This is a genomic window from Paenibacillus mesophilus, assembly GCF_005938385.1.
Classification (GTDB): domain Bacteria; phylum Bacillota; class Bacilli; order Paenibacillales; family NBRC-103111; genus Paenibacillus_AB; species Paenibacillus_AB mesophilus.
In genome coordinates this window covers 380,288-402,883 of record NZ_VCRA01000005.1, presented here as the reverse complement: position 1 = coordinate 402,883, position 22,596 = coordinate 380,288, and the positions used below count along the sequence as shown (strand labels likewise).

General features: G+C 55.4%; 19 protein-coding genes. 17 read left to right on the top strand and 2 right to left on the bottom strand.

Going from position 1 to position 22,596, the window contains the following annotated elements; translation table 11 throughout:
• Positions 1-134 precede the first annotated feature (134 nt).
• Positions 135-785 carry a GDSL-type esterase/lipase family protein gene (locus tag FE783_RS11820; protein ID WP_138879547.1) on the top strand — a complete coding sequence of 217 codons (651 nt, stop codon included), beginning with the start codon at positions 135-137 and terminating at the stop codon, positions 783-785.
• Here FE783_RS11820 and FE783_RS11815 read toward each other — a convergent pair.
• Together FE783_RS11815 and FE783_RS11810 are read right to left on the bottom strand one after the other, a co-directional pair.
• Entirely contained in the window at positions 760-1,755 is a 996-nt protein-coding gene (locus FE783_RS11815; RefSeq protein WP_138879546.1) for an electron transfer flavoprotein subunit alpha/FixB family protein, read from the bottom strand. The two genes, FE783_RS11820 and FE783_RS11815, sit on opposite strands and share 26 nt — an antisense overlap.
• Before the next feature lie 130 nt (positions 1,756-1,885).
• The gene (locus FE783_RS11810) at positions 1,886-2,656 is read right to left on the bottom strand and encodes an electron transfer flavoprotein subunit beta/FixA family protein (protein WP_138879545.1); all 771 of its coding nucleotides are present in this window, start codon (positions 2,654-2,656) and stop codon (positions 1,886-1,888) included.
• A 218-nt stretch (positions 2,657-2,874) separates the two neighbouring features.
• Here FE783_RS11810 and FE783_RS11805 point away from each other — a divergent pair, with 218 nt between their 5' ends.
• From FE783_RS11805 to FE783_RS11730, 16 genes are all read left to right on the top strand, one after another.
• A complete protein-coding gene (locus FE783_RS11805; protein ID WP_238402996.1) occupies positions 2,875-5,064 on the top strand; it encodes a heterodisulfide reductase-related iron-sulfur binding cluster in 2,190 nt (729 codons plus the stop codon).
• Positions 5,061-7,454, top strand: coding sequence for a 3-hydroxyacyl-CoA dehydrogenase/enoyl-CoA hydratase family protein (locus tag FE783_RS11800; protein ID WP_138879544.1), 2,394 nt, complete (start codon positions 5,061-5,063; stop codon positions 7,452-7,454). The genes FE783_RS11805 and FE783_RS11800 overlap by 4 nt, the downstream gene beginning before the upstream one ends.
• A gap of 13 nt (positions 7,455-7,467) precedes the next feature.
• On the top strand, positions 7,468-8,652 hold the full coding sequence (locus tag FE783_RS11795) for an acetyl-CoA C-acyltransferase (RefSeq protein ID WP_138879543.1): 1,185 nt from the start codon (positions 7,468-7,470) through the stop codon (positions 8,650-8,652).
• A 15-nt stretch (positions 8,653-8,667) separates the two neighbouring features.
• The gene (locus FE783_RS11790; protein ID WP_138879542.1) at positions 8,668-10,443 is read left to right on the top strand and encodes an acyl-CoA dehydrogenase family protein; all 1,776 of its coding nucleotides are present in this window, start codon (positions 8,668-8,670) and stop codon (positions 10,441-10,443) included.
• Positions 10,444-10,500: 57 nt separating this feature from the next.
• The gene (locus FE783_RS11785; RefSeq protein ID WP_138879541.1) at positions 10,501-10,917 is read left to right on the top strand and encodes a PaaI family thioesterase; all 417 of its coding nucleotides are present in this window, start codon (positions 10,501-10,503) and stop codon (positions 10,915-10,917) included.
• A 90-nt stretch (positions 10,918-11,007) separates the two neighbouring features.
• A complete protein-coding gene (locus FE783_RS11780) occupies positions 11,008-11,349 on the top strand; it encodes a hypothetical protein (protein ID WP_138879540.1) in 342 nt (113 codons plus the stop codon).
• Positions 11,350-11,723: 374 nt separating this feature from the next.
• A complete protein-coding gene (yhfH, locus tag FE783_RS38815) occupies positions 11,724-11,906 on the top strand; it encodes a protein YhfH (protein WP_338015841.1) in 183 nt (60 codons plus the stop codon).
• Between the two features lie 229 nt (positions 11,907-12,135).
• The gene (locus FE783_RS11770) at positions 12,136-13,833 is read left to right on the top strand and encodes a polysaccharide deacetylase family protein (RefSeq protein ID WP_138879539.1); all 1,698 of its coding nucleotides are present in this window, start codon (positions 12,136-12,138) and stop codon (positions 13,831-13,833) included.
• Positions 13,834-14,003: 170 nt separating this feature from the next.
• Positions 14,004-14,969, top strand: coding sequence for an ABC transporter permease (locus tag FE783_RS11765; RefSeq protein WP_338015840.1), 966 nt, complete (start codon positions 14,004-14,006; stop codon positions 14,967-14,969).
• A 12-nt stretch (positions 14,970-14,981) separates the two neighbouring features.
• Positions 14,982-15,869 carry a carbohydrate ABC transporter permease gene (locus FE783_RS11760; RefSeq protein ID WP_138879538.1) on the top strand — a complete coding sequence of 296 codons (888 nt, stop codon included), beginning with the start codon at positions 14,982-14,984 and terminating at the stop codon, positions 15,867-15,869.
• Positions 15,870-16,108: 239 nt separating this feature from the next.
• On the top strand, positions 16,109-17,200 hold the full coding sequence (locus tag FE783_RS11755) for an alanine racemase (protein WP_138879537.1): 1,092 nt from the start codon (positions 16,109-16,111) through the stop codon (positions 17,198-17,200).
• A gap of 25 nt (positions 17,201-17,225) precedes the next feature.
• Positions 17,226-17,618 (top strand): RidA family protein, encoded by a 393-nt coding sequence (locus FE783_RS11750; protein WP_138879536.1) that lies wholly within the window; start codon positions 17,226-17,228, stop codon positions 17,616-17,618.
• Complete coding sequence (locus FE783_RS11745) at positions 17,618-18,931, top strand: M20 family metallopeptidase (RefSeq protein WP_138879535.1); 1,314 nt, start codon at positions 17,618-17,620, stop codon at positions 18,929-18,931. Before FE783_RS11750 ends, FE783_RS11745 begins: the two co-directional genes overlap by 1 nt.
• Positions 18,932-18,935: 4 nt before the next feature.
• Positions 18,936-20,420, top strand: coding sequence for a M81 family metallopeptidase (locus FE783_RS11740; protein ID WP_138879534.1), 1,485 nt, complete (start codon positions 18,936-18,938; stop codon positions 20,418-20,420).
• A gap of 24 nt (positions 20,421-20,444) precedes the next feature.
• The gene (locus FE783_RS11735) at positions 20,445-21,764 is read left to right on the top strand and encodes an aspartate aminotransferase family protein (RefSeq protein ID WP_138879533.1); all 1,320 of its coding nucleotides are present in this window, start codon (positions 20,445-20,447) and stop codon (positions 21,762-21,764) included.
• Positions 21,765-22,523 carry an SDR family NAD(P)-dependent oxidoreductase gene (locus tag FE783_RS11730; protein ID WP_138879532.1) on the top strand — a complete coding sequence of 253 codons (759 nt, stop codon included), beginning with the start codon at positions 21,765-21,767 and terminating at the stop codon, positions 22,521-22,523. It begins immediately after the preceding gene.
• The last annotated feature ends 73 nt before the right edge of the window (positions 22,524-22,596 follow it).

Genomic DNA, 22,596 nt, shown 5'->3' with positions numbered 1-22,596 from the left:
ACAGCCTCATACGGCCATTTTAGCGGATAAGCGAAAGGAAAGCGAACTTGCGTTGAAATAGTTGCATCGATTTGGGCCCAATCGGAAGCCTGTTGAATATGGTATAGGAACAACGATGAGCGGAGGTTGGTTTCATGAAGCGGGAACTCGTATATTTGGCGCTTGGCGATTCATTGACTGCGGGCAAAGGAGCTCCGCCGGAAAACAGCTTTGTGCAGCAATATATAAGGCTGACCGAGACCAGCTTGGGCATGACCGTGAAAGTGAGCAATGCTGGGAGGAGCGGGGCGACAACCGAGCAAATCCTGCAAGTGATCCGCAAGGACGGAAAGGTGCGGGAGGCTGCCGAACGGTCCGCCGTAATAACGCTTACAGCGGGCGGCAACGATTTGATCCAAGCGGCGAAAAAGTTTTATTTCAACCATGACCACCGCCTGCTGATGTCCGCACTGAGGCAATATCAACGCAATATGGGACATATTCTCGATGAGATACAACGGCTGAAGTCCGGGAGCGGCATGTACGCCGTCAGAGTGCTCGGTCTGTACAATCCGCTCCCCGAGTTCGAGGAAGCCGTCTTTTGGGTGAACAAATTCAATGAGCATCTGCGTTCGTTCCAATCCGGATGCATTCAGATCGTCAATGTGTACGACGATTTTCTGGGCAAGGAAGACGATTATTTATCCGACGACCGGTTCCACCCGAACGCCGAAGGGTACCGCGTCATCGCGGAGCGCGTCCATTCGGCGGGATTCGATCCTATTGAACCGGCGGCAGACGTTTGATTTCCTCAGTCAATAACGGCACGATCTCGAACAAATCCCCTACCAATCCGTAATCCGCGATTTTGAAAATAGGGGCCTCCGGGTCTTTGTTGATCGCTACGATGACCCGCGAGCCGCTCATGCCGGCCAAATGCTGAATGGCGCCGCTGATGCCGCAGGCGATATACAGCTCCGGTGTCACGACTTTGCCTGTTTGGCCGATTTGCATCGAATAATCGCAATAACCGGCATCGCATGCTCCGCGCGAAGCTCCTACCGCGCCTCCTAACGCTTCGGCCAGCTCGGCAAGCGGCTTGAAGCCGTCCGCGCTACGGACTCCGCGACCGCCGGAGACGATGATCTTAGCTTCGGACAAGTCGGTCTTTCCCGCCGCCCTCTTGACGACATCTTTCACGATAGAGCGTAAATCGGGCTGTTCATGCGGTATGGATTGCATGACGGAGGAATCGAGCGTCCGGATGGCGGCGGCATCGCCGGCAAACGGCTGGAAATTGTTCGGGCGGATCGTAATGACCCAAGTCTCCCGGCGGAACAGCCGTTTCTCGAACGCTTTGCCGGCGTAAATCGGGCGGGTGAACGCGAATGAATCTCCATAAGGCTCAATGGCGATTACATCGGAAATTTGTCCCGTATCCATCTTCACGGCCAGTCTCGGAGCGATATCTTTGCCGAAAGCGGTATGGCCCAGTACGACGGCAGCAGGCTGCTCCCGCGCAATAACGGCGGAAACGGTTTGGAATACGGTTTCAGAATCCGTCCTGATCGCTTGTTCCGATTCGGCGGATAGTATACGGTCCGCTCCCGAAGCAAGAAGTCTCGCGGCGTGCTGCTCATTGTCGGTGCCGGATAAGAAAGCGGCGACGGTTCCTGCATCACCGGCGAGCAATCTTGCCGCCGCGATCGCTTCCAACGATACTTGACGTAACATTCCATCGCGCTGTTCGGTTATGACCAGTATGTATCGGTTCATCGGTTGCCTCCTTCAATGATTAATGGGGTTAAATAACTTTAACGGAATAACGTACCTGCGCTTTGACGGCCGGGACATGCCGGTCCACAACGCCCGGTCGTCAGTCAGGGCGGTAATCCCGCTAAAGTTCCTAAATAAGTTTGGCTTCTTCGCGAAGCGCGCGAACAAGCTCCCGGGCTTTGGCGGCGGCGTCTCCATCGATAAGACGCCCGGCTTGCCGCGGCGGCGGGGGAGATAAAGAGATCGCTTCCGTATCCGGTGCCAGCTGTGCGTCGGACAAGCCAAGACCGGCCGAACTGATGCGGGAGAACGGCTTTTTCTTGGCCTTCATAATACCCGGCAGCGTAGGATAGCGGGGTTCGTTCAGCCCTTGCTGAGCTGTGAAACAAGCGGGAAGAGACGCTTCGACGGTCACCTCGTCCCCTTCCGCATCCCGGACCGCGACTGCCGTTCCGCCTGCCGGATCGACCGTCAGCCGCGTAACGGCTCCAACATGTGGGATGTCGAGCAGCTGGGCGATTCGGAGCGCGACTTGACCGGAGCCGCGGTCGACGGAGAAGTGGCCTCCGAGCAAGACGTCGAACGGTTTGCCTTTCAAATAAGCCGCCAACAATTTGGCGAGTACGCCTTCGTCCGCTTGAGCCGGCTCCTCGATCAAAACCGCTTCGTCCGCCCCCATCGCCAGGGCGGTGCGCAGTGCCTCCGAGCTCCGCTCCGTACCGACGGTTACGGCCGTCACCTGGCCGCCGTGTCGTTCCCGAAGCCTGAGCGCTTCCTCCACGGCGTATTCGTCATATGGATTGATAACCAGCTTCGCGCCTTCCTCGTCGATTTTCCCGTCGTGAATTCTTATTTTTTCCTCCGTATCGAACGTTTGCTTCATCAATACGAACATATTCATAGGCGCTTACTCCTTTCAAGAATCAGCGTGTTGGATGGTCTTAGTCATATCTGCGGCATGTTCCTGACGAGCATTTTTGTCATGGGACCACCCTTATCGTTAATACAATGCAAGTAACACGAATAAGCTTGCTGCGGTTACGGCTGTATAGATGTATATGACGCGACTCGCCGGATTATCCGGCGGGCGGAGCTTGAGGCGGAAAGGAGCGGGCGGCTTTGAGCTGGAAAATCGTCCATATCGTTCTGTTTCTATGTGCGGTTGGCTGCGGCGCGTTCTGGTTCTGGAAAGCGGTCAGCCATCGTGCCGCGTATGTCATGCTCGGACAAAGCGAACGACCGGCGGGGTTCGACCGTCATCGTCTGCGCGAATGGTCCGGGCAGCTGTTCGGGCATAAGAAGCTGCTCAAGGACCGGAGGAGCGGCATTATGCATTTGGCGATTTTCTACGGCTTCATCGTGCTTCAGTTGGGTGCGCTGGACATTGTGCTGAAAGGGTTGTTCGGAATCCGGATTCCGGTGCCGGCTTACGAATGGTTCGTTTTATCGCAGGAAATCGCCGTAACGGTCGTATTACTGGCCGTCTTGTATGCCGGTTTTCGCCGGTATGTCGAGAAGCTGCGTAGATTGAAGCGGGATTGGAAGCCAAGCATCGTTTTGTTTTTTATCGGTGGATTAATGATCTCGGTGCTGTTCGTATCCGCATTCGAGCGCATTTGGAAGGAAGAGCCGTTTTCCGCATTGTCGCCGATCGGATCGGCGATGGCCCGGGCTATGGAAGGGTTTGTTGGCATTGCAGCGGGGGAAGCGTTATATTATGCCGCTTGGTGGGCGCACCTGCTTATATTGCTCGCGTTCCTCGTATATGTGCCGCAATCCAAACATTTTCACCTTCTGACCGCTCCCGTTAATTTGGCCCTGGCGCGCAGCGGTCCTCCCGGAAAGCTCCGCACGCTCGATCTGGAGGATGAGGACGCGGAATCGTTCGGAGTGGGCGAGGTCGAGCAATTTACGCGAAAGCAGCTCCTTGATCTGTACGCCTGCGTCGAATGTGGACGGTGCACGAACGTTTGCCCGGCGGCCGGAACCGGCAAGCTGCTGTCGCCGATGCATCTGATCGTCAAGCTGCGCGATCATTTGACCGAGAAAGGTGCGGCCGTTACGTCCAAAACGCCGTGGGTGCCCGCATTCGCATTCCCAGGAGCTGGAAAGGCGGTATCCGTTTTCCGGCCGGATGACGAGCATTCCCGTTCTTCATGGCAAGGGGAGGGCATCACCGACATCGGTCCTACGATGAAACGGCAGAAGGACAGCTGGGTCCGCGCGGATGGGAACGATGAGGCTGGGATTACGGAGGAAACGAATCTAATCGGCGATGTGATGACCCCGGAGGAGCTGTGGGCTTGTACGACCTGCCGTAACTGCGAGGATCAATGTCCGGTCGGCAACGAGCACGTTGATAAAATTATCGACATGCGCCGGTATTTGGTATTGACCGAAGGGAATGTGCCGGCCGACGGCCAGCGCGCGCTGCAGAACATCGAACGGCAAGGTAATCCTTGGGGGATCAGCCGGAGCGACCGCGCGAAATGGCTGGACGATCTTGAGGGGGTATGGGTGCCGACCGTACGCGAGCAGCCGGATTTTGACTATTTGTTTTTCGTTGGGTCTATGGGCTCCTACGATATCAGAACCCGAAAGGTAACGATCGCGACCGTCAAGCTGATGGCACACGCCGGCGTCCGCTTCGCCATTCTCGGCACGGAGGAGAAAAATTCAGGCGACACGCCGCGGCGAATGGGCAATGAGCTGCTGTTTCGCGAGTGCTGCGACGAGAATATAGCGCTGTTCCGCAAATACAATGTCCGCAAAATCGTAACCGCTTGTCCGCATACGTACAATACGCTCAAAAACGAATATCCCGAATTCGGACTGAAAGCGGAAGTCGTTCACCATACCGAGCTGCTGGCGGAGCTGCTGCGGGAGCGGAAGCTCGTGCCGGCTTATCCGGTCCGGGAGAAGGCCACGTACCACGATTCATGCTATTTGGGCCGGTACAACGGAGGCTATGATGCTCCGCGGGCGATTCTCCAAGCGATACCGGAACTGGCGCTAGCGGAGATGGAACGGTCCGGCGCCAATGCGATGTGCTGCGGAGCGGGAGGCGGCCTGATGTGGCTGGAGGAATCAGCGGGAAAAAGAATCAACGTGGCCCGAGTGGAGCAAGCGATGGCGACGGCACCGACCGTAATCGCGAGCGCCTGCCCGTATTGTCTGACGATGATGGAGGACGGGACGAAGATGCTCGGGAGCGATGACCGGATATCTGCCAAAGACGTAGCGGAGCTGCTCGCGGCGTCAGTGTTCGGACCGCACGCGGCCGATGTGAAGGAGGGAGCTGCTCGATGAAAACGATCCGAACGGCGGCAGTGATCGGTTCCGGAGTCATGGGGGCCGGAATAGCCGCGCTTCTGGCGAACGCCGGCATTCGAGTCCGATTGCTGGACAGAGTGCCGGACCGATTGACGCCGCAGGAAGAAGCGGCCGGGAAAAGCCTCGACCAGCCGGATGTCCGGAACCGGCTCGCGTCCGATGCTTTGATCAGGCTGAAGAAAACGAACCCGGCTCCATTTTACGACGATAGGTATGCCGAGCGGATTATTCCCGGAAATGTAGAGGATGATTTCGCGCGGCTCGGGGAAGCCGATTGGATCATCGAAGCGATCACCGAGCGGCTCGATTGGAAGAAGGAGCTGCTGACCCGCATTGCAGCCGTATGGTCTCCCGGTACGGTCGTAAGCTCCAATACGTCCGGCATTTCGATCGCGGCCATGGCGGAAGCGATCGGTGCTCCGATGAAGGAATCCTTTCTCGGAACGCATTTTTTCAATCCTCCCCGCTATATGCCTCTCGTGGAGCTGATACCGGGCCTGTTCACGAGTTCCTCCGTCGTCTCGGGTATGCGACATGTGCTGGAACGCCGACTCGGGAAAGGGGTCGTAGTCGCCAAAGATACGCCGAACTTCATAGCGAACCGGATCGGCACCTACGGACTGCTCGTCACCCTGAAGCTGATGGAGGAGCATGGGTATACGGTGGAAGATATCGATGCGGTTACCGGACCCGCGCTTGGGAGGCCGAAAAGCGCCACGTTCCGTACTCTGGATCTTGTCGGACTCGATACGTTCGTTCATGTGGCGAACAACGTTTTCGAGCATGTGGAAGATCCCGAGGAAAAGGAAGCTTTCGCGGTTCCCGGGATGTTGACGGACATGGTGCGGCGCGGCTGGCTCGGCGAGAAGAGCGGGCAAGGGTTTTACAAAAAAATCAAAACGGATCAAGGCAGCCGTATTTTGGCTTTAAATATCGGGACGATGGACTATGCAGCCTCGGGTACCGTCAAATCGGCATCGCTGGATGCAGCTAGATCGGCCAAAGGGGCAGCCGGAAAGTGCAGAGCGCTCCTATCCGGAGAAGACAAATATTCCGAAATGGCATGGAGGGTGCTCAAGCCCGTACTTTTATACGCGGCGAATAAAGCATTCGAAATCGCGGATACGGTTGCCGATGTAGACAAGGCGATGCGGCTCGGCTTCAATTGGGAGCTCGGGCCATTCGAGATATGGGACGCCATCGGGCTGGCGAACTCCGCGGCAAGGATGGAAGCCGAAGGACACGTACTGCCGGAATGGGTCCGCGAGTGGATCGCGTCGGGCAACGAATCGTTCTATAAGCGCCAGGATTCCACTACGTTTCATGTTCACCATGGGCGTTTTATCGAACAGGCGGTGCCCCCCGACCATATTTCGCTCAAAGCGTTGAAAGCGGCGGGCCGAACGATTGTATCGAACAGCGGGGCCAGTTTGATCGATATCGGCGAAGAGGTGGCCTGCCTCGAATTCCATTCACCGAACAATGCGATCGCCGCCGACATATTAACGATGATACGCAAAAGCGCGGAGGAGGTTCGCCGCAACTACAGAGGCCTTGTCATCGCGAACGAAGGACGCAACTTCTGCGTCGGCGCCAACCTGATGCTGCTGCTCATGGAAGCCCAGGAGGAAGAGTGGGATGAAGTCGACCGGATTATCCGGATGTTCCAAAATGCGATGCTCGAGCTGAAATGGCTGGAGAAGCCCGTTGTAGCGGCCCCGCACCGGATGACGTTAGGCGGCGGAGTGGAAGTATGTATGGCGGCGGACATGGTGTGCGCGTACGCCGAGACGTATTACGGGCTGGTCGAAGCCGGAGTGGGGTTAATCCCAGCAGGCGGGGGCTCCAAGGAAATGGCATCCCGTGCCGCCGATTCGGTTGAAGATCCGGACGGCGATCTGCAGCCAGCGTTGAACCGGGCGTTCGAAACGATCGGGATGGCGAAAGTGTCGGGCAGCGCGCCTGAAGCCGTCAGGCTGGGCCTGATGAGGAGTTCGGACCGTATGGTCATGAATCGGGAGCTGCATCTGTTCGAAGCGAGACTTGCCGTTGTCGAGCTGGAACGCAACGGTATCATCGCACACGGCGGGAAGCCGGTCAAAGTCGCAGGCCGTAACGCAAAAGTGGTCATGCAGCTTGGAGCGCGCACGATGCTGGAAGGAGGATACATTTCGCCGCACGACTATAAAATCGCCTCCAAGCTGGCCCACGTGTTGTCCGGAGGCGACGTTCCCGCCGGAACGCTCGTATCGGAGCAATATTTGCTCGACCTGGAGCGCGAAGCGTTTCTCAGCTTATGCGGCGAGCCGAAGACGAGGGCGAGAATGCAGCATATGCTGGCAACCGGGAAACCGCTGCGAAATTAAGGAGGTGATCCGTATGGAAGAGGCGGTCATCGTTTCGGCCGTCCGCACCGCTGTCGGCAGGGGCCGCAAAGGCGCGCTCGCGCAAGTCCGGGCGGAGGATTTGGGGAAGACGGTGCTGCAGGCAGCCGTTGACCGGGCTCCGGGCTTGACCAAGGAACAAGTCGACGACATCATTATCGGCTGCGCTATGCCCGAAGGGGAGCAAGGACTCAACTTCGCACGGGCTATGGCGCTGTATGCCGGTTTCCCGGTATCCGTTCCGGCGGTAACCGTCAACCGGTTCTGCTCCTCCGGCCTGCAGGCGATTGCGTTTGCAGCGGAGCGCATTATGTTGGGATATGCCGATACCGTTATCGCGGGAGGGGTCGAGAGTATGAGCCACGTCCCGATGACGGGCTTCAAGCTATCGCCTCATCCGGACATTTTCGAGCAAAGGCCGGAAGCTTATATGAGCATGGGACATACGGCGGAGAAAGTGGCGGCACGGTACGGCATAACGCGCGAGGAGCAGGATCGGTTCGCGCTTGGGAGTCATCGGAAAGCGGCCGAGGCGCAGTCGTCCGGCAAATTTGCCGATGAAATCGTTCCGGTCCGCACATCTATACACGGATACGATCCGGATAAAGGAGCATGGAGCAAACCGATCGAGTTCGATACCGACGAGTGCGTCAGAGCCGATACGACGCTGGAAGCTCTGTCCAAGCTGAAACCCGCCTTCTCGGCCGGAGGCACGGTGACGGCCGGCAACGCCTCGCCTGTCAGCGACGGTGCCGCCGCAGTTGCCGTTATGAGCCGCACCGAAGCGGAGCGGCTCGGGTTGAAGCCGCTCGCGGCATTCCGCGCATTCGCCGTCGCGGGGGTTGAGCCGGAAGTGATGGGTATAGGTCCCGTCGAGGCGATCCCGAAAGCTCTGCGTATGGCGGGCTTGAGCAAAGAGGACATCGCCTTATTCGAAATCAATGAGGCTTTTGCATCGCAGTGCATTCAAGTCATACGGGCGCTCGAGCTGGACGAAGCGAAGGTGAACGTGAACGGCGGAGCGATCGCGCTGGGACATCCGCTCGGCTGCACGGGAGCGAAGCTGACGGCTACGCTCATTCGGGAGCTCGGACGCCGGGGCGGCGGACACGGAATCGTATCGATGTGCATCGGAGGCGGTATGGGTGCCGCAGCAGTGTTCGAAGTTTATGCCGATTGAAGGGAGGCGGATGGAATGGCGGCGATTGTGAAGGGCGGCAGCTTCGTTATCGAATCGGCTTCCTGGGAGAGCGTTACGACACCGGAGGATTTGACGGAGGAGCAGACGCTTATTGCGGAAGCGGCGGAGCATTTTATCGAGCACGAGGTGCTTCCTCACGATGGGGAGCTGGAGAAGCTGGATTACGAGCTTACGGTGCAGTTGATCCGCAAGGCGGGGGAGCTCGGCCTGCTTGGAGTCGACGTTCCGGAAAGGTACGGAGGGCTCGGGCTGGATAAAATCAGCTCGACGCTGATCAGCGAGAAGCTGGCCAAAGGGTCTTCGTTCGCCTTGTCGGTCGGCGCCCATGTCGGAATCGGCACGCTGCCGATCGTCTTCTTCGGCACGCCGGAGCAGAAACGCAAATATTTGCCCGACTTGGCGGACGGATCGAAAATCGCCGCATATTGCTTGACCGAACCTTCCTCGGGCTCAGACGCGCTAGGCGCGAAGACGACGGCTAAGCTGTCCGATGACAGGACTCATTATGTTTTGAACGGAGCGAAGCAATTTATTACGAATGCGGGGTTCGCCGATCTGTTCATCGTTTATGCGAAAATCGACGGCAAGCATTTCTCGGCCTTTATCGTGGAGCGGACGATGGAAGGGGTGAGCATCGGACCGGAAGAAAAGAAAATGGGCATTAAAGGTTCCTCTACATGTCCGCTCATCCTGGATCAAGTCCGGGTTCCCGCCGACAATTTGTTGGGCGAGCCGGGGAAAGGGCATGTGATCGCCTTCAACATTTTGAACATCGGTCGGTTCAAGCTCGGCGCGGGCTGCGTCGGAGGGGCCAAGGAGGCGATATCGCTAAGCGCGGCTTACGCCAAGCAGCGAAGCCAGTTCGGCAAACCGATTGCTTCGTTTCCGCTTATCGGCGAGAAGCTTGCCGACATGAATATTGCGACGTTCGTTCTCGAAAGCATGGTGTACCGGACAGGTGGACTGATCGACAACGTTTTGCGAAATATCGATCACGGGAGCGAACAGGCCGGCGTACAATCGGCGAAAGGAATAGCGGAATACGCGCTGGAATGTTCGATCAATAAAGTGTTCGGTACGGAAGCGCTCGATTACGTAGCCGACGAAGGCGTCCAAATTCACGGCGGTTACGGCTTTATCCAGGAATATAAAATCGAGCGCATTTATCGCGATTCCCGGATCAACCGGATTTTCGAAGGGACGAATGAAATCAATCGGCTGCTCATCCCCGGAACGCTGCTGAAGAAAGCGATGAAGGGCGAGCTTCCGCTTATGGAGCATGCGCAAAGCGTACAGGAAAAGATGCTGGAGCCTGCGGAGCGGGGCGATTCCGACGAACGATTCGCCCAGGAGAAACGGCTGCTCGCCACCGCAAAGCAAATCTTTTTGCTGGTCGGAGGGCAGGCTGTCCAAACGTACGGTCTCGAGCTGGAAGAGCAGCAGGAGGTGCTGTCGCGGCTGGCCGATATGATGATCGGCATATACGCTATGGAAAGCGCGCTGCTGCGGGCGGAGAAAATTACGGCAAAGTCCGGAGAGTCGCGCGGAGAGCTGGCTTCCGCCATGGCATCCGTTTATACGTACGAGGCGTTCGCCCGTATCGAGCTCGCGGCCAAACAGTCGATTGCGGCAATGGCGTCGGGCGACCTGTTGTCGCTGCAGCTGTCGGTGCTCCGCAAATGGACCCGTCATACTCCGCCGGATACGATCCGACTGAAGCGGCAAATAGCCGAGAAAGTAAAAGATGCGGAGCGTTATGTCGTCTTTTGATTGGAAAGGGCTTGGGTCCGCTCGCGATGGTGAATAAGCATTGGAGGTATTCGACTCTTGGACGGCAACCTGGAACAGATCGTTCGCAAGCTGGAGGAAGCGGCCAAAGGAACGTTTTGGGAACAGCTGGGCTGCGTATTGGAACATGCGGAGCTTGGCAAAACGATTGTAACGCTTGAGGTGGAGGAACGTCATCTGAATGGAATCGGCATATTGCATGGCGGCGTTCATGCCTCTTTGCTGGACAACGCGATGGGAATTACCGCGATGGTTGCAAGACCCGGCGACAAGGTCGTAACGACGAACCTGAACGTACACTACTTGTCGTCCTTGAAAAAGGGGAAGGTAACGGTGACGGCGGAGCTGATCCATCAGTCGCGCAAGATGATAACCGTATACGGTAAAATCGAAGACGACCAAGGAATACTAGGCTCATGGGGGAGCGGATCGTTTCGGATATTGACGGATAATTAAGAATTAAATACCATAATTTAACAATTGTGTTATTCCTTCGCGGCGCCTGCTATGGTACAATCATTCCATAGTGAGGGTAGGTGTATCGCGGTGGAAGAAACATTAAATCTTATATTGGCAGAGTTGCGATCGATTAAATCCGAATTGAAAGAGTTCAAGACGGAAATAACAGGGTTTAAGAGTGAAATGTATGACTTTAAATCCTCGACCGAAAGCCGTTTTGACCGACTGGAGAAACAAATGTCGGATCTTAGCTCCAAACTCGACTCCTACCAAGCCGAAAACATCTCGGCGGACGAGAAGCTGCTGGAGGAAATTAAAGCGACCGGTGGCCGAGTGGAACATTTGAGACAAGATATCGAGTATTCGGTTCGCGAACAGTCCATATTTAAGCTTGAATTGGATCGGATGAAGCGTCAAGCTTTCGAATAGGCTGTATACCAAAATGATCAACCCAATCGTACCGTTCCGGTACGATTTTTTGTTGCTTGGATACTCGCACTCGGATGTACGCGCATAAGTGCATCTAGAAATGGTTGAGTTGTCCGGTGTTTTTTGCGGCTCACGTGCATTTGTGCAGATAGATTTCCTAGTTTTCCGCCATGTTCAACAGGTATGGCGGAATGTAACTGCGCTTTCTTTTGTACGTAAACCGAGCAATTACCGATACAGACTACTACAGATTTTCATTCCAGCTTTTAAAAAAGGTGACGTACAATAAAAAAACAGCTCGCAAACCATTCAATTGTGTTATATAATAATGATACAAATAATAATCTGTAATAGTACAAATTGAGGCGAAAGGTGTGGAATTCCGAATGTTGCACCCGGTCAACCAATTTTTCGATTCGCTCCCCAAGAAACAATGCTCCAAATGCGGTTCCGTAATGGAGGAGCAATCCGAATGCTACACGCACGTCTGCGATGAATGCAGCGGGAAATCCGTATACCCGCTCACATTCAAGCCCGATCCGAAGTACCAGCCCTGATTCAACTAACTTCATTTAGCGGTCAACCCGGCAGTGGAAGAGCGGACTACTCTTCCGCTGTTTTCGTTTTTCCGACCTCTCTCCCAAAACTTCTGCATTGCCGATCTTTAAGCAATGTGGTACCATCGGAGTTGTTCTTCTTTGCATACATGTATAATACAGATTCGCTTTGTGCGGTTTGGAAATAGGGTCCGAAGCGCGCGGTGAAATCGAAGAGGAGAGGATTTGGATGACGAGTTTAGCGAAGATTGCCGTATTGCGTGACCGGAAAGCCGCATTATTACGCCAATCATACGGGTTGAATGCGTTTGGACTGTATGCCGGGGAAGTGCTTGCTCATGCGGGAATAAGCTACGAAGAGCTGCACGATGCCGACGATATAGGTACTAGCGGATGCGATGTCATTATTGCGGCGGCATATGCCGAAGACGACCGGACAGCCAAGCAATTGACCGCATTCATGGAACGAGGCGGCATCGTAATCAATTGCGCGGGGTTAAATAAGCTCGGAGCAAAGCTCGGCTATGCAAAAGCGGAGGATATCCAGGTCGGCTACGCCGAGTTGAACCGTTCCGGCGATGAGAATACGCCATTGCGTTTTTTGGGGGCGACTCCATGGCGGCTTTACCAGGATAGTGCTGTCGCTCCATTGGAAGAGAAAGGCTCGATCGCTCGCGATCGTCCGGACGGGACTAAGGAAGGCCCTGCGCTTCAAGTGTTTTCTGTCGGGGACGGACGCTTGTATCGTTGGACTGTCGATATTTGGAGCACGATCGTTATGCTTCAGCAAGGAAAAGGACCGGTATTGGAAGACGGTGCTCCGGCTCCCGACGGAACGGGGGCGTTGAACGACAACATCTTGAAGGCCGACGATCAGGCCGCCGTCGACTGGGAACTCGACCGCAAAATTACGGAAACCGGCATGCCTTATTTCGCTTATCCTTACGCGGACCTGTGGCGGGAAGCCTTTATCGGCACGCTGCTTGAGGCGATCGTTGCAAATGGCAAAACGCTGCCGTTCATCGGCTATTATCCGGACGGAGTATCCCATGTGCTGATGGTGTCGCATGACAGCGACCAGAATAAGGACGCATACGCGGAAGCTACGCTTGAGCTGCTGGCCGAAGTCGGACTGAACACGACTTGGTGCATGCTGGAACCCGGTTATGGAAAGCCTATTTATGAAAAGGTTAAAGCTGCCGGCCACGAGCTTGCCTTCCATTACAACGGTCTGGAAAGCCAAAAAGGAATTTGGTCGGAAGAGGAGTTCGCCCGGCAGCTGCAATGGCTGAAGGATGCAGCCGACTTAGAGTCGGTTACCTCGAACAAAAACCACTATACCCGCTTCGAAGGATGGGGCGAGCTGTTCGAGTGGTGCGAGCGAAATGGAATCGCGGCCGATCAGACGCGGGGTCCGAGCAAGAAGGGGAACGTCGGTATGCTTTTCGGCACGTGCCACCCGTACTTTCCGATCGCTTGGGCAGGTGACGGGAACCGGATGTATGACGTTCTCGAAACGAGCTTCCTTACACAGGATTTGGAACTTTCGACATTATCCGACAATAGCGTAATACGTCCGTTTCTCGAGCAAGTGAAAAGAGTGCGCGGCGTAGCTCATTTTCTATATCACCAGGTTCACATTCACAACTGGGAAGCCGTGCGGAATTCGATCCGGAAATTGGTGGCCGAAGCGCGTCAACTCGGTTTCGAATTTTGGACAGGAAAAAAAGTGAACGACTGGGAGCGATATCGCAGAACGTTGAAAGCAGGTGTTGCCGAAGATGGAAATATTCGTTTGGAAGGTCCTTCATCCTCATATGACATCGTCGTGTATACACCCGTAGTTTCAAGCGGCACAAGCGATTTCGGTTCCGAGACGGTAGAGGTGTTCGGGATCGCCTGCTACAGAAAGACATTGCGTATTTGAATTCGATGCGTTCGTTAACGATTGCGTAATAAAGACCTTTTAAAGACATAATTTGCGTCATGCAAGCCTTGTATTCGGAAATCATTACGAATATGATGGAGGTATGGGGTAGTCTTGTAAACGCTTTACCGTTTCGACATGGAACGCATCAAAACAGGAGGAGTGCAAGAGTGAAGACAGATCATGTTGCGAAAGGGAGCGTAGACGAATCAACCGGCATCAAGCAAAGGTTCCAATTGCTCGGAAGAGCGCTTGTCCGCTACAAGTATTTTTACTTGATGATGCTGCCAGGCGTGCTGTACTACATCATTTATCATTACATTCCGATGGGCGGCTTGATGATCGCGTTCCAGAAATACAGCCTGAGTAAAGGGATTTTCGGCAGTGATTGGGTAGGTTTCGACAATTTCCGCACCGTATTCACTTCGCCGGATTTTCCAGACTTGATTCGCAATACGCTACTGATCAGCATGTACAGGATCCTTTTCAATATGATTCCCGACGTTCTGCTCGCGCTCATATTGAACGAGATCCGGCTTCAATGGTTCAAGCGCATCATTCAAACGGTTACTTACGGTCCGTACTTCCTTTCCTGGATTATCGTGTACGGTCTCGTTTTCTCGTTCCTGGCACCTGACGCGGGCTTGATCAGCACTTGGTGGCGGGATAATACGGGAGAAACGCTCAACCTGCTCACCGACAAAGACTGGTTCCGTCCGATCCTCATTCTGACAGACATTTGGAAGAGCACCGGCTACGGCGCCATTATTTACTTGGCGGCGCTTGCGACGATCAACAACGAGCTGTACGAGGCTGCGGTTGTTGACGGGGCCGGGCGATGGAGACAAATGTGGCACATTACGCTGCCGGGCATCCGAGAAGTATTTATCCTGCTGCTCATTTTGCGTATCGGTCATATTTTGGACGCAGGCTTCGAGCAAGTTTACATTTTCTTGAACGCACGTGTGTATGAGGTCGGGGACATTATCGATACTTGGGTTTTCCGGCGAGGGATCGAAAGCTTGGATTTCAGCGTCGCCTCCGCGGTCGGTTTCTTCAAATCGGTCATCGGATTTTTGCTGGTCGTAGCTGCGAACAAGGTTTCGAAAAAACTCGGCGGGTCCGGGATCTGGTAGGAGGTCGCATCGATGTCATTCATACTCAAAAGGACCAAATCCGATTATGTTATCGACTTTTTCATTTACTTGTCCATGACATTGTTCGGTTTTGCCACATTGTTCCCTTTATACTACGTCATTGTCATGTCCATCACGCCAATCGCGGAAGTGCTGCGTAACGGCGGATTCGTCATATGGCCGAACGATATCACAATGGATGCGTACAAATACATTTTCAGCAGCAACCGGATCCCGAACGCGTTATGGGTGACGATCAGGGTCACGGTAATAGGTACGTTCTGCAACCTGCTGATTACGACATTTTTGGCGTATCCGCTCTCCAAACGGTTTTTGCCGGGACGCAATATCGTGCTTATGGGCATCGTCTTTACGATGCTGTTCTCCGGAGGCTTGATCCCGCTGTATATCGTCGTCAAGGCGACGGGGCTGCTGAACTCGATATGGGCGCTGATCATTCCGGGCCTCGTGTCATCGTTTAACTTGCTGATCATGAAAACATATTTCGAGAACTTGCCCGGCGAGATCGAGGAAGCGGCCAAGGTGGACGGCTGCAGCGATATGCAGACGCTGTTCCGGATCGTGCTGCCGCTCTCGATGCCGATTATGGCGACGCTCGGCTTGTTCTACGGTGTAGGCCACTGGAACGCGTACTTCGGCGGTATTATGTACTTGACCGATAAGGACTTGATGCCGATACAAGTCGTACTGCGAAATATGATCGTTTCGCCGAGCGTCAGCTCGGAGCTCAATGTCAATGCCAGCGATTTGCAGACGCTGCCGCCCGAGACGATCAAGATGGCGACGGTCGTCGTCGCGATCATACCGATTTTGATCGTTTATCCGTTTTTGCAAAAATATTTTGTTAAAGGGATGCTGCTCGGCTCCATCAAAGGGTGACCGCTGCAAGCATGTCCGGAGGAAGGAGCAGCCGCTCCTTTTTTCCGTTTCGCCGACGAACATCGTAAAGGGAAGACCTGTTGTGAAACGATCCGTTTCGCAGCGGGTCTTTTTTTCTATTTAGAAAAAGTTTTTCTTGATGTGAAAGTTGGCCTGTGTTACGATGATCGCGAAAAGCGTTTAGCGGCTCGCGCGAGTCCGGGAAACGCGGGAAACCATTCGGGGAGTGGATCGAAGCCATGGAGCAGTGGGATACTCCATCCGTCCAGATCGATTTGGACGTCTTGGACCGGAATTTACGGGAAACGGCGAATGCCGCAGCCAGAGCGGGAGTGAAGCTGCGACCGCACACGAAGACGCACAAAAGCGTCTGGATCGCCAAGGAACAGCTCCGGTACGGGGCGTCCGGCATTACCGTGGCGAAGCTCGGCGAAGCGGAAGTAATGGCGGAAGCGGGTATTGACGATATATTGATCGCGTTTCCCGTTATTGGAGCGCCGAAGCTGGAACGGCTCGGGAAGCTGATGGAGAAAGCGAAGATTACGCTCAGCACGGACGATCTCGAAGTGGCGCGCCAATGGTCGTCGTTCGGCAGAAGCTTGAATCGGGAAATACCGCTGTATATCGATGTGAATACGGGATTGAACCGTTGCGGCAAGGAACCGGGAGAAGAAACGGCGGAGCTGGTGAAACGGATATCCGAGCTTCCGCATATTCGGGTAACCGGATTGATGACGCATTCCGGCCACGCATACGGCTTCAACAACAGCGATGCGGTCAGGGAAATTGCCAAGCAGGAAGCCGAAAGCCTGCTGATGACGAATCGGAAGCTCGAGGAATCGGGAATTTCCATCCAAGAAATTAGCGTCGGTTCGACACCTACATCGAAATTTGTCGCCGACATCGCCGGTCTCGGCGTGACGGAAATGCGTCCGGGGGCTTACGTATTCGGTGATGGAGGGCAGTGGGCAATGGGGCTGATCGGCCAAGAGCAGCTTGCGATGACGATCGTAGCGACTGTCGTTGGCCGTCCGAGACCGGGCACGATCATTATAGACGCCGGCTCCAAGACGCTCAGCAGCGACGTAAGCAAATACCATCCCGGCTATGGCATCATTTTGGGCCATTCCGGAGCAGTGATCGAACGACTCAGTGAAGAGCACGGCATCGTAAAAGTTGCTGACAGCAATACGTTCGAGATCGGCCAGCAAATCAGAATCGTACCCAACCATTGCTGCGTCGTGACGAATCTTCAGGACCGGCTGACCGGAGTACGCAACGGACGTTTCGAGAAGTGGCTCCCTGTCGATACAAGAGGACAAATCCGTTAATCTTACTAATGAGAGGATGTTAACCATGTCTATCGAAATTAAAGCACCTAACGCTCCACAGTTTCCGCTTCCATTCTCCCATGCGCTTCGCGCGGGCGATTTCGTGTACGTATCCGGACAAGTCGGCGTCGACCCGGAGACGCGCATCGTCGCAGGTGATACGATCGAAGCGCAAACCGAGCAGTGCGTGCGCAATCTCGAGACGATTTTGAAGGCGGCAGGCTTGACGCTTGATCATGTCATTAAAGTTAACACGCATGTGACCAACCTGACCGACATCCCGGCCTATAATAAAGTATACGAAAACTTGTTCAGCAAGCCTTACCCGACCAGAACGACCGTTCAGAGCGGTCTCGGCAACTACTTGATCGAGATCGACGTGATCGCGTACGCTCCGACCCGCAGAGGAGAAGGCTGATGGACAGAAACGCGATATCGGCGCGCATCGCGCAATGGATCGAAGGACATAAGGCGGAATCGGCCGCCTTGGCCTCGGAGCTGGTCCGCATACCGAGCGTGAACCATCCGCCAAATGGAAATGAAGCCGCTTACCAGTCGTTTTTTGCCGATCAGCTCCGATCGCTCGGTGCCGAAGTGACGATGTACGAGCTGGACACCGTCCCGGGACTGAAGGAGCACCCGGCTTATATGAACACCCGCAACTATGCCGGCCGCCCCAATGTGCACGGCTTGTTCCCGGGATCTGGCCAAGGCCGCTCGCTCGTATTCTCTGGTCATGCCGATACGGTTTATGAGGGCGTCGAGCCATGGCAGGACGGACCTTTTACGGGAACGATCCGGGACGGCAAACTGTTTGGCCGCGGTTCCTACGACATGAAAGGCGGAATGGCAGCCGCGCTCGAAGCCGTCAGATGTTTGCAGCAATCGGGTATACGGTTGGCAGGTAATGTATATATCGAAAGCGTCGTCGATGAAGAGCATGGCGGTGCGAACGGGACGCTCGCCGGCAGGCTAATGGGCGTGAACCCGGATATGGCGATTATTCCCGAACCGACCAATCTCGTTCCTTATCCCGGGCATTTGGGCGGCGGCATTTGGAAGGCGGAGTTTTCCGGCAAGAGCGGCATCGGCTTCAATGGAGAAGAGTTGATCAGCGCGTTGGATGCCACGGTGGCGTTCGCGACTCTGCTGCAAAAATTCAAAGTACGCCTGAACGAGCTCGTGAAGCCGCATCCGCTCTGGAGCCATACGGACCGCGGGATTGATGTGGTAGTCCTGTCCATCCTGTCCGGCGACACGAAGCGAGAGCTGCAGGAGAAGCTGCCGGCCGACGGCAAGCTGAACTTCTGGATCGAAGGATATCCGGGCATGACGGCCGAACAAATACTCGCCATGCTCGACGATTTCTATGAGAGCGAGCTGCCGAACTTCCCGATTCTCGGCAAATGCAGGCCTCGCATCACTCCGCTGATCCGGTATTTGTCAGGCAGCGTGATGCCGGAAGGCGAACAGACCGACCGTTTCCTGGCAAACGTACATAGTGCGGGAACGATTGCGCTGGGGCAAAAGCCGGCTCCCGATCAAGGTTCTCCATTCGCCTGCGACGGGTTTATGTTCAACCTGCACAGCCCGACGCCTGCGCTCGTGCTCGGACCGTCCGGCGCGAACGCGCACGCCGCCGATGAAAACATGGATTTGGACAGCTATTATACATTAATCCGCTGGTATGCCGAGATCATGGTCGATTGGTGCGGAGCGGAAGGGGAATGAATCGATGGAACAAGCGGTAACGAACCGTCCGAAAAAAATCGGGGTAGTCGGAGTGATCCACGAGACGAATACGTTCGCTCCGGGATTGACGGGTCTCGAGGCTTTCAAAAACGAATGGATCGTCGGAACGGATGCTTTTCTCGAACGGTATACCGGAACCAAGACGTCTATGGGCGGCGTGATCGATGCGGCGAACGAGCTCGGTTTGGAGCTGCGTCCCGGCTTCTACACCCAAGCGACTCCAAGCGGGATGGTGACGGACGAAGCTTTCAACGCAATTGCCGACGGAATTGCCGATTCCGCCGATTCGGATATCGACGGGCTTGTCGTCATCTTGCATGGCGCAATGGTAGCCGTCTCGTATCCCGACGCCGAAGGAGACATTTTACGCAGACTGCGGGCGAAGCTCGGTCCGAATTTGCCGGTGGCCGTCACACTCGATCTGCACGGCAATATCAGCCCGGAAATGGTCGATCTGTCTAATATTATCGTCGCCTACGATACGTACCCGCATGTCGATACATACGACAGGGCGGTCGAGGCGGTTCACTTGCTGAACAGCCAACTGAACGGCCATATCAAGCCGGTCCAACGGCTTGTCCACACGCGGATGCTCGTAGCTCCTCAAGCGATGCTGACCGCATCCGGGGTTATGAAGGAAATAATGGACCTCGCGTTCGAGCTGGAGAAGCGGCCGGGTGTACTCAATATATCCGTCGCGGGAGGCTTTCCGTATAGCGATGTCGAGGATGCGGGCATGACGTTCGTTGTGACAGTAGATAATGACCCGGCTCTCGCCGAACGCTGCTGCGAACAGCTTCGCGCGGCCACATGGGAGCGCCGGGAAAGGTTCGCCGTACGGCAGCTCGAGCCGGCGGAAGCGGTCGCGACGGCGGTTCGTCATCCGGAAGGCCCGGTTATTTTGATCGAGAGCTCCGACAACGTCGGAGGAGGCTCTCCAGCCGATGCGACGCATATTTTACCGCATCTGCTTGCCGCCCCGAAGAAAAGCTTGATCGTCATCCGCGATCCGGAGGCGGTCCGTATGGCGGCCAAGCTCGGAATCGGGGAGGTGTTGCGCTTCGCGATCGGCGGCAAGAGCGATAATCTGCACGGAGAACCGGTCCCGGTAGAAGGAAAAATTCGTACGCTTTTTGACGGAAATTACCGCCATATAGGTGCCTATATGACCGGTCAATACGCCAAGATGGGGCTGACCGCCGTAATCGAATGCGGCAACGTAACGGTTATTTTGACGGAAGAACGGGTTGCGCCTTGGGATCCGGGACATGTCAAATTTGTCGGTCTCATTCCCGAACAATTCCATATGATCGTAGTCAAGGCGGCCATCGCCTGGAGAACCGCTTTCGGCGATGTCGCGAAGCTGATCATCGAGGTAGATACCCCAGGATGCTGTACGGCCAATATGCACCGGTTTCACTACAAAGCGGTGAAGAGACCGATTTATCCGCTCGATTCGATTGAGTAAGGCCAACCGGAGAGGAGAATGAAGATGAGAACTTTCGAGAAATCCCGCGCCAAGCTGGCGGAAGCGAAGCAAGTATTGGCAGGAGGAGTCGCAAGCACGCTTCGCGGCTCGATGAAACCGACGCCGCTTTATGTCGAATCGGCTTCGGGCGTTACCGTGAGAGACGTTGACGGCAACGAATATATCGATTACCAGTTGGCCTATGGGCCGCTTATTTTGGGTCATGCTCATCCGGGCTTTAACGAGAAGGTGAGCAAGGCGATGGCCAAAGGGATTACGTACGGTCTGCAGCACGATGGAGAGATCGAGCTGGCGCGCCGTCTGACGGAAGTATTGCCGTGCGCCGACAAGGTCGTACTGAGCGGGTCCGGCACGGAAGCGGTCATGCTTGCACTTCGGCTGTCTCGCGCCTACACGGGCAAACGCAAAGTCGTCCGCTTCCACGGACATTATCACGGCTGGTCCGATTCGATCTTTACATCGTTCCCTAGTCCGGATATGATGCAGAAAGCAACATCCGCCGCTGCCGACAGTGTGCCGCCCGGGACGAAAGGACAAAGCGAGCTGAGTCTGCAGGACATCATCCTGCTCCCATGGAACGAGCCCGAGACGCTTGAGGCGACGCTTCGCGCACATGCGCACGAAATCGCCGTCGTCATTTCCGAGCCGGTTATGTGCAACTCCGGCTGCATTATGCCGCTGCCCGGCTATTTGGAGAAAATTCGCGAGCTGACCCGCGAGTTGAATATCGTATTCATTATGGATGAAGTGATAACCGGCTTCCGGTTAAGCCCCGGCGGCGCGCACGGACGTTTCGGCATTAACCCGGATCTCGTAACGGTCGGGAAGGCGCTTGGCGGCGGTATCGCGGTCAGCGCAGTCGGCGGACGCAAGGAACTGTTCGAGCTGATCGATTCGGAGCAGGTAAGCCATCTCGGGACGCTGAACGGCAACGGAGTCGCAACTTCCGCAGGTCTCGCCGTACTGGAGCTGCTGACTGAAAACGATGGAGCGGTTTATGGTAAAATGGAGGGTAATGCGATCAAGCTGGCGGAAGGGATCCGCTCCTTGTTCGAGAAGCACGGCCATCGCGGCGTCGTCAATCAAATCGGCCCGGTATTCCATTTCATGTTCATCGACGAAGATGAAGTAGCCCATTTCGATACGTTCCAAAAGCGCAATTCGGCCAAATATGCCAAATTCGCCGAGCTGATGCTGGATGAAGGCGTGCTTGTGCGCCCGAACGGGCTGTGGTATATTTCGACCGTCCATGAGGCGGAGCATATCGAGACGACGCTTCAAGCGATCGACCGCGTGTTCGTTCGGCTGACGGAGGGGAATTAAATGAGGCTCTCCGGCAAAGTAGCGCTTGTAACAGGCGGTTCTCACGGAATCGGTCAAGCGGTCGTGGTCCGTTTTGCACGAGAAGGGGCGAAAGTGGCGCTGTGCGGCAGAGGGAAAGCGGCTCTGGACGAGACGGTCGCATTGATCCGGGAGCAGGGCGGAGAGGCGCTTGCCTTCGAAACCGACGTGTCCGACAAATCGCATGTCGATCGCATGATCGACAGCATCGTGGAGCAATGGGGCCGGATCGATATTGTAGTCAACAACGCCGGAATTTGCGAAGTCTCCTCGTTTCTCGACATTACCGAGGATCAATGGGACCGCCATATGAACATTAACCTGAAGGGTGCGTTCCTCGTCAGCCAACGTACGGCCCGTGAGATGGTGAGGCTGGGGAACGGGGGCTCGATTATCCAAATGTCGAGCGTAAACGGCATCCAGGCGGAAGCCGATCAGGTTCATTACAATACGACAAAGGGCGGCATGATCAACCTGTCCATGTCCATGGCGCTGGAGCTTGCCGTACACGGCATTCGTGTAAACGCGCTTTGCCCGGGCTTTATCGAGACACGGCTGACGAAGCCGCTGATCGACAATCCTCCGGCGATCGCCGATTATTTGCGCACGGTACCGATGAAGCGAATCGGACAACCGGAAGAGATCGCGTCCGCCGCTCTGTTCCTCGCTTCGGATGAATCGTCCTATGTGACCGGTACTTCCATGGTCGTCGACGGCGGACAATTGATCAAACTGTCGTAAACGCGCATCATTGTGCAAGGAAGGCTGCGTTCCGTTTCGGGAACATACCGCCCAGCCACGCCGGAAAGGGGTA

Excerpts from the sequence above, each read along its gene's own strand:
- FE783_RS11770 (WP_138879539.1), top strand. The coding sequence starts at position 12,136 with ATGACGAGTTTAGCGAAGATTGCCGTATTGCGTGACCGGAAAGCCGCA.
- FE783_RS11760 (WP_138879538.1), top strand. The coding sequence starts at position 14,982 with ATGTCATTCATACTCAAAAGGACCAAATCCGATTATGTTATCGACTTT.
- FE783_RS11730 (WP_138879532.1), top strand. The coding sequence starts at position 21,765 with ATGAGGCTCTCCGGCAAAGTAGCGCTTGTAACAGGCGGTTCTCACGGA.
- FE783_RS11820 (WP_138879547.1), top strand. The coding sequence starts at position 135 with ATGAAGCGGGAACTCGTATATTTGGCGCTTGGCGATTCATTGACTGCG.
- FE783_RS11755 (WP_138879537.1), top strand. The coding sequence starts at position 16,109 with ATGGAGCAGTGGGATACTCCATCCGTCCAGATCGATTTGGACGTCTTG.
- FE783_RS11815 (WP_138879546.1), bottom strand. The coding sequence starts at position 1,755 with ATGAACCGATACATACTGGTCATAACCGAACAGCGCGATGGAATGTTA.
- FE783_RS11790 (WP_138879542.1), top strand. The coding sequence starts at position 8,668 with ATGGCGGCGATTGTGAAGGGCGGCAGCTTCGTTATCGAATCGGCTTCC.
- FE783_RS11740 (WP_138879534.1), top strand. The coding sequence starts at position 18,936 with ATGGAACAAGCGGTAACGAACCGTCCGAAAAAAATCGGGGTAGTCGGA.
- FE783_RS11750 (WP_138879536.1), top strand. The coding sequence starts at position 17,226 with ATGTCTATCGAAATTAAAGCACCTAACGCTCCACAGTTTCCGCTTCCA.
- FE783_RS11795 (WP_138879543.1), top strand. The coding sequence starts at position 7,468 with ATGGAAGAGGCGGTCATCGTTTCGGCCGTCCGCACCGCTGTCGGCAGG.
- FE783_RS11735 (WP_138879533.1), top strand. The coding sequence starts at position 20,445 with ATGAGAACTTTCGAGAAATCCCGCGCCAAGCTGGCGGAAGCGAAGCAA.
- FE783_RS11810 (WP_138879545.1), bottom strand. The coding sequence starts at position 2,656 with ATGAATATGTTCGTATTGATGAAGCAAACGTTCGATACGGAGGAAAAA.
- FE783_RS11745 (WP_138879535.1), top strand. The coding sequence starts at position 17,618 with ATGGACAGAAACGCGATATCGGCGCGCATCGCGCAATGGATCGAAGGA.
- FE783_RS11800 (WP_138879544.1), top strand. The coding sequence starts at position 5,061 with ATGAAAACGATCCGAACGGCGGCAGTGATCGGTTCCGGAGTCATGGGG.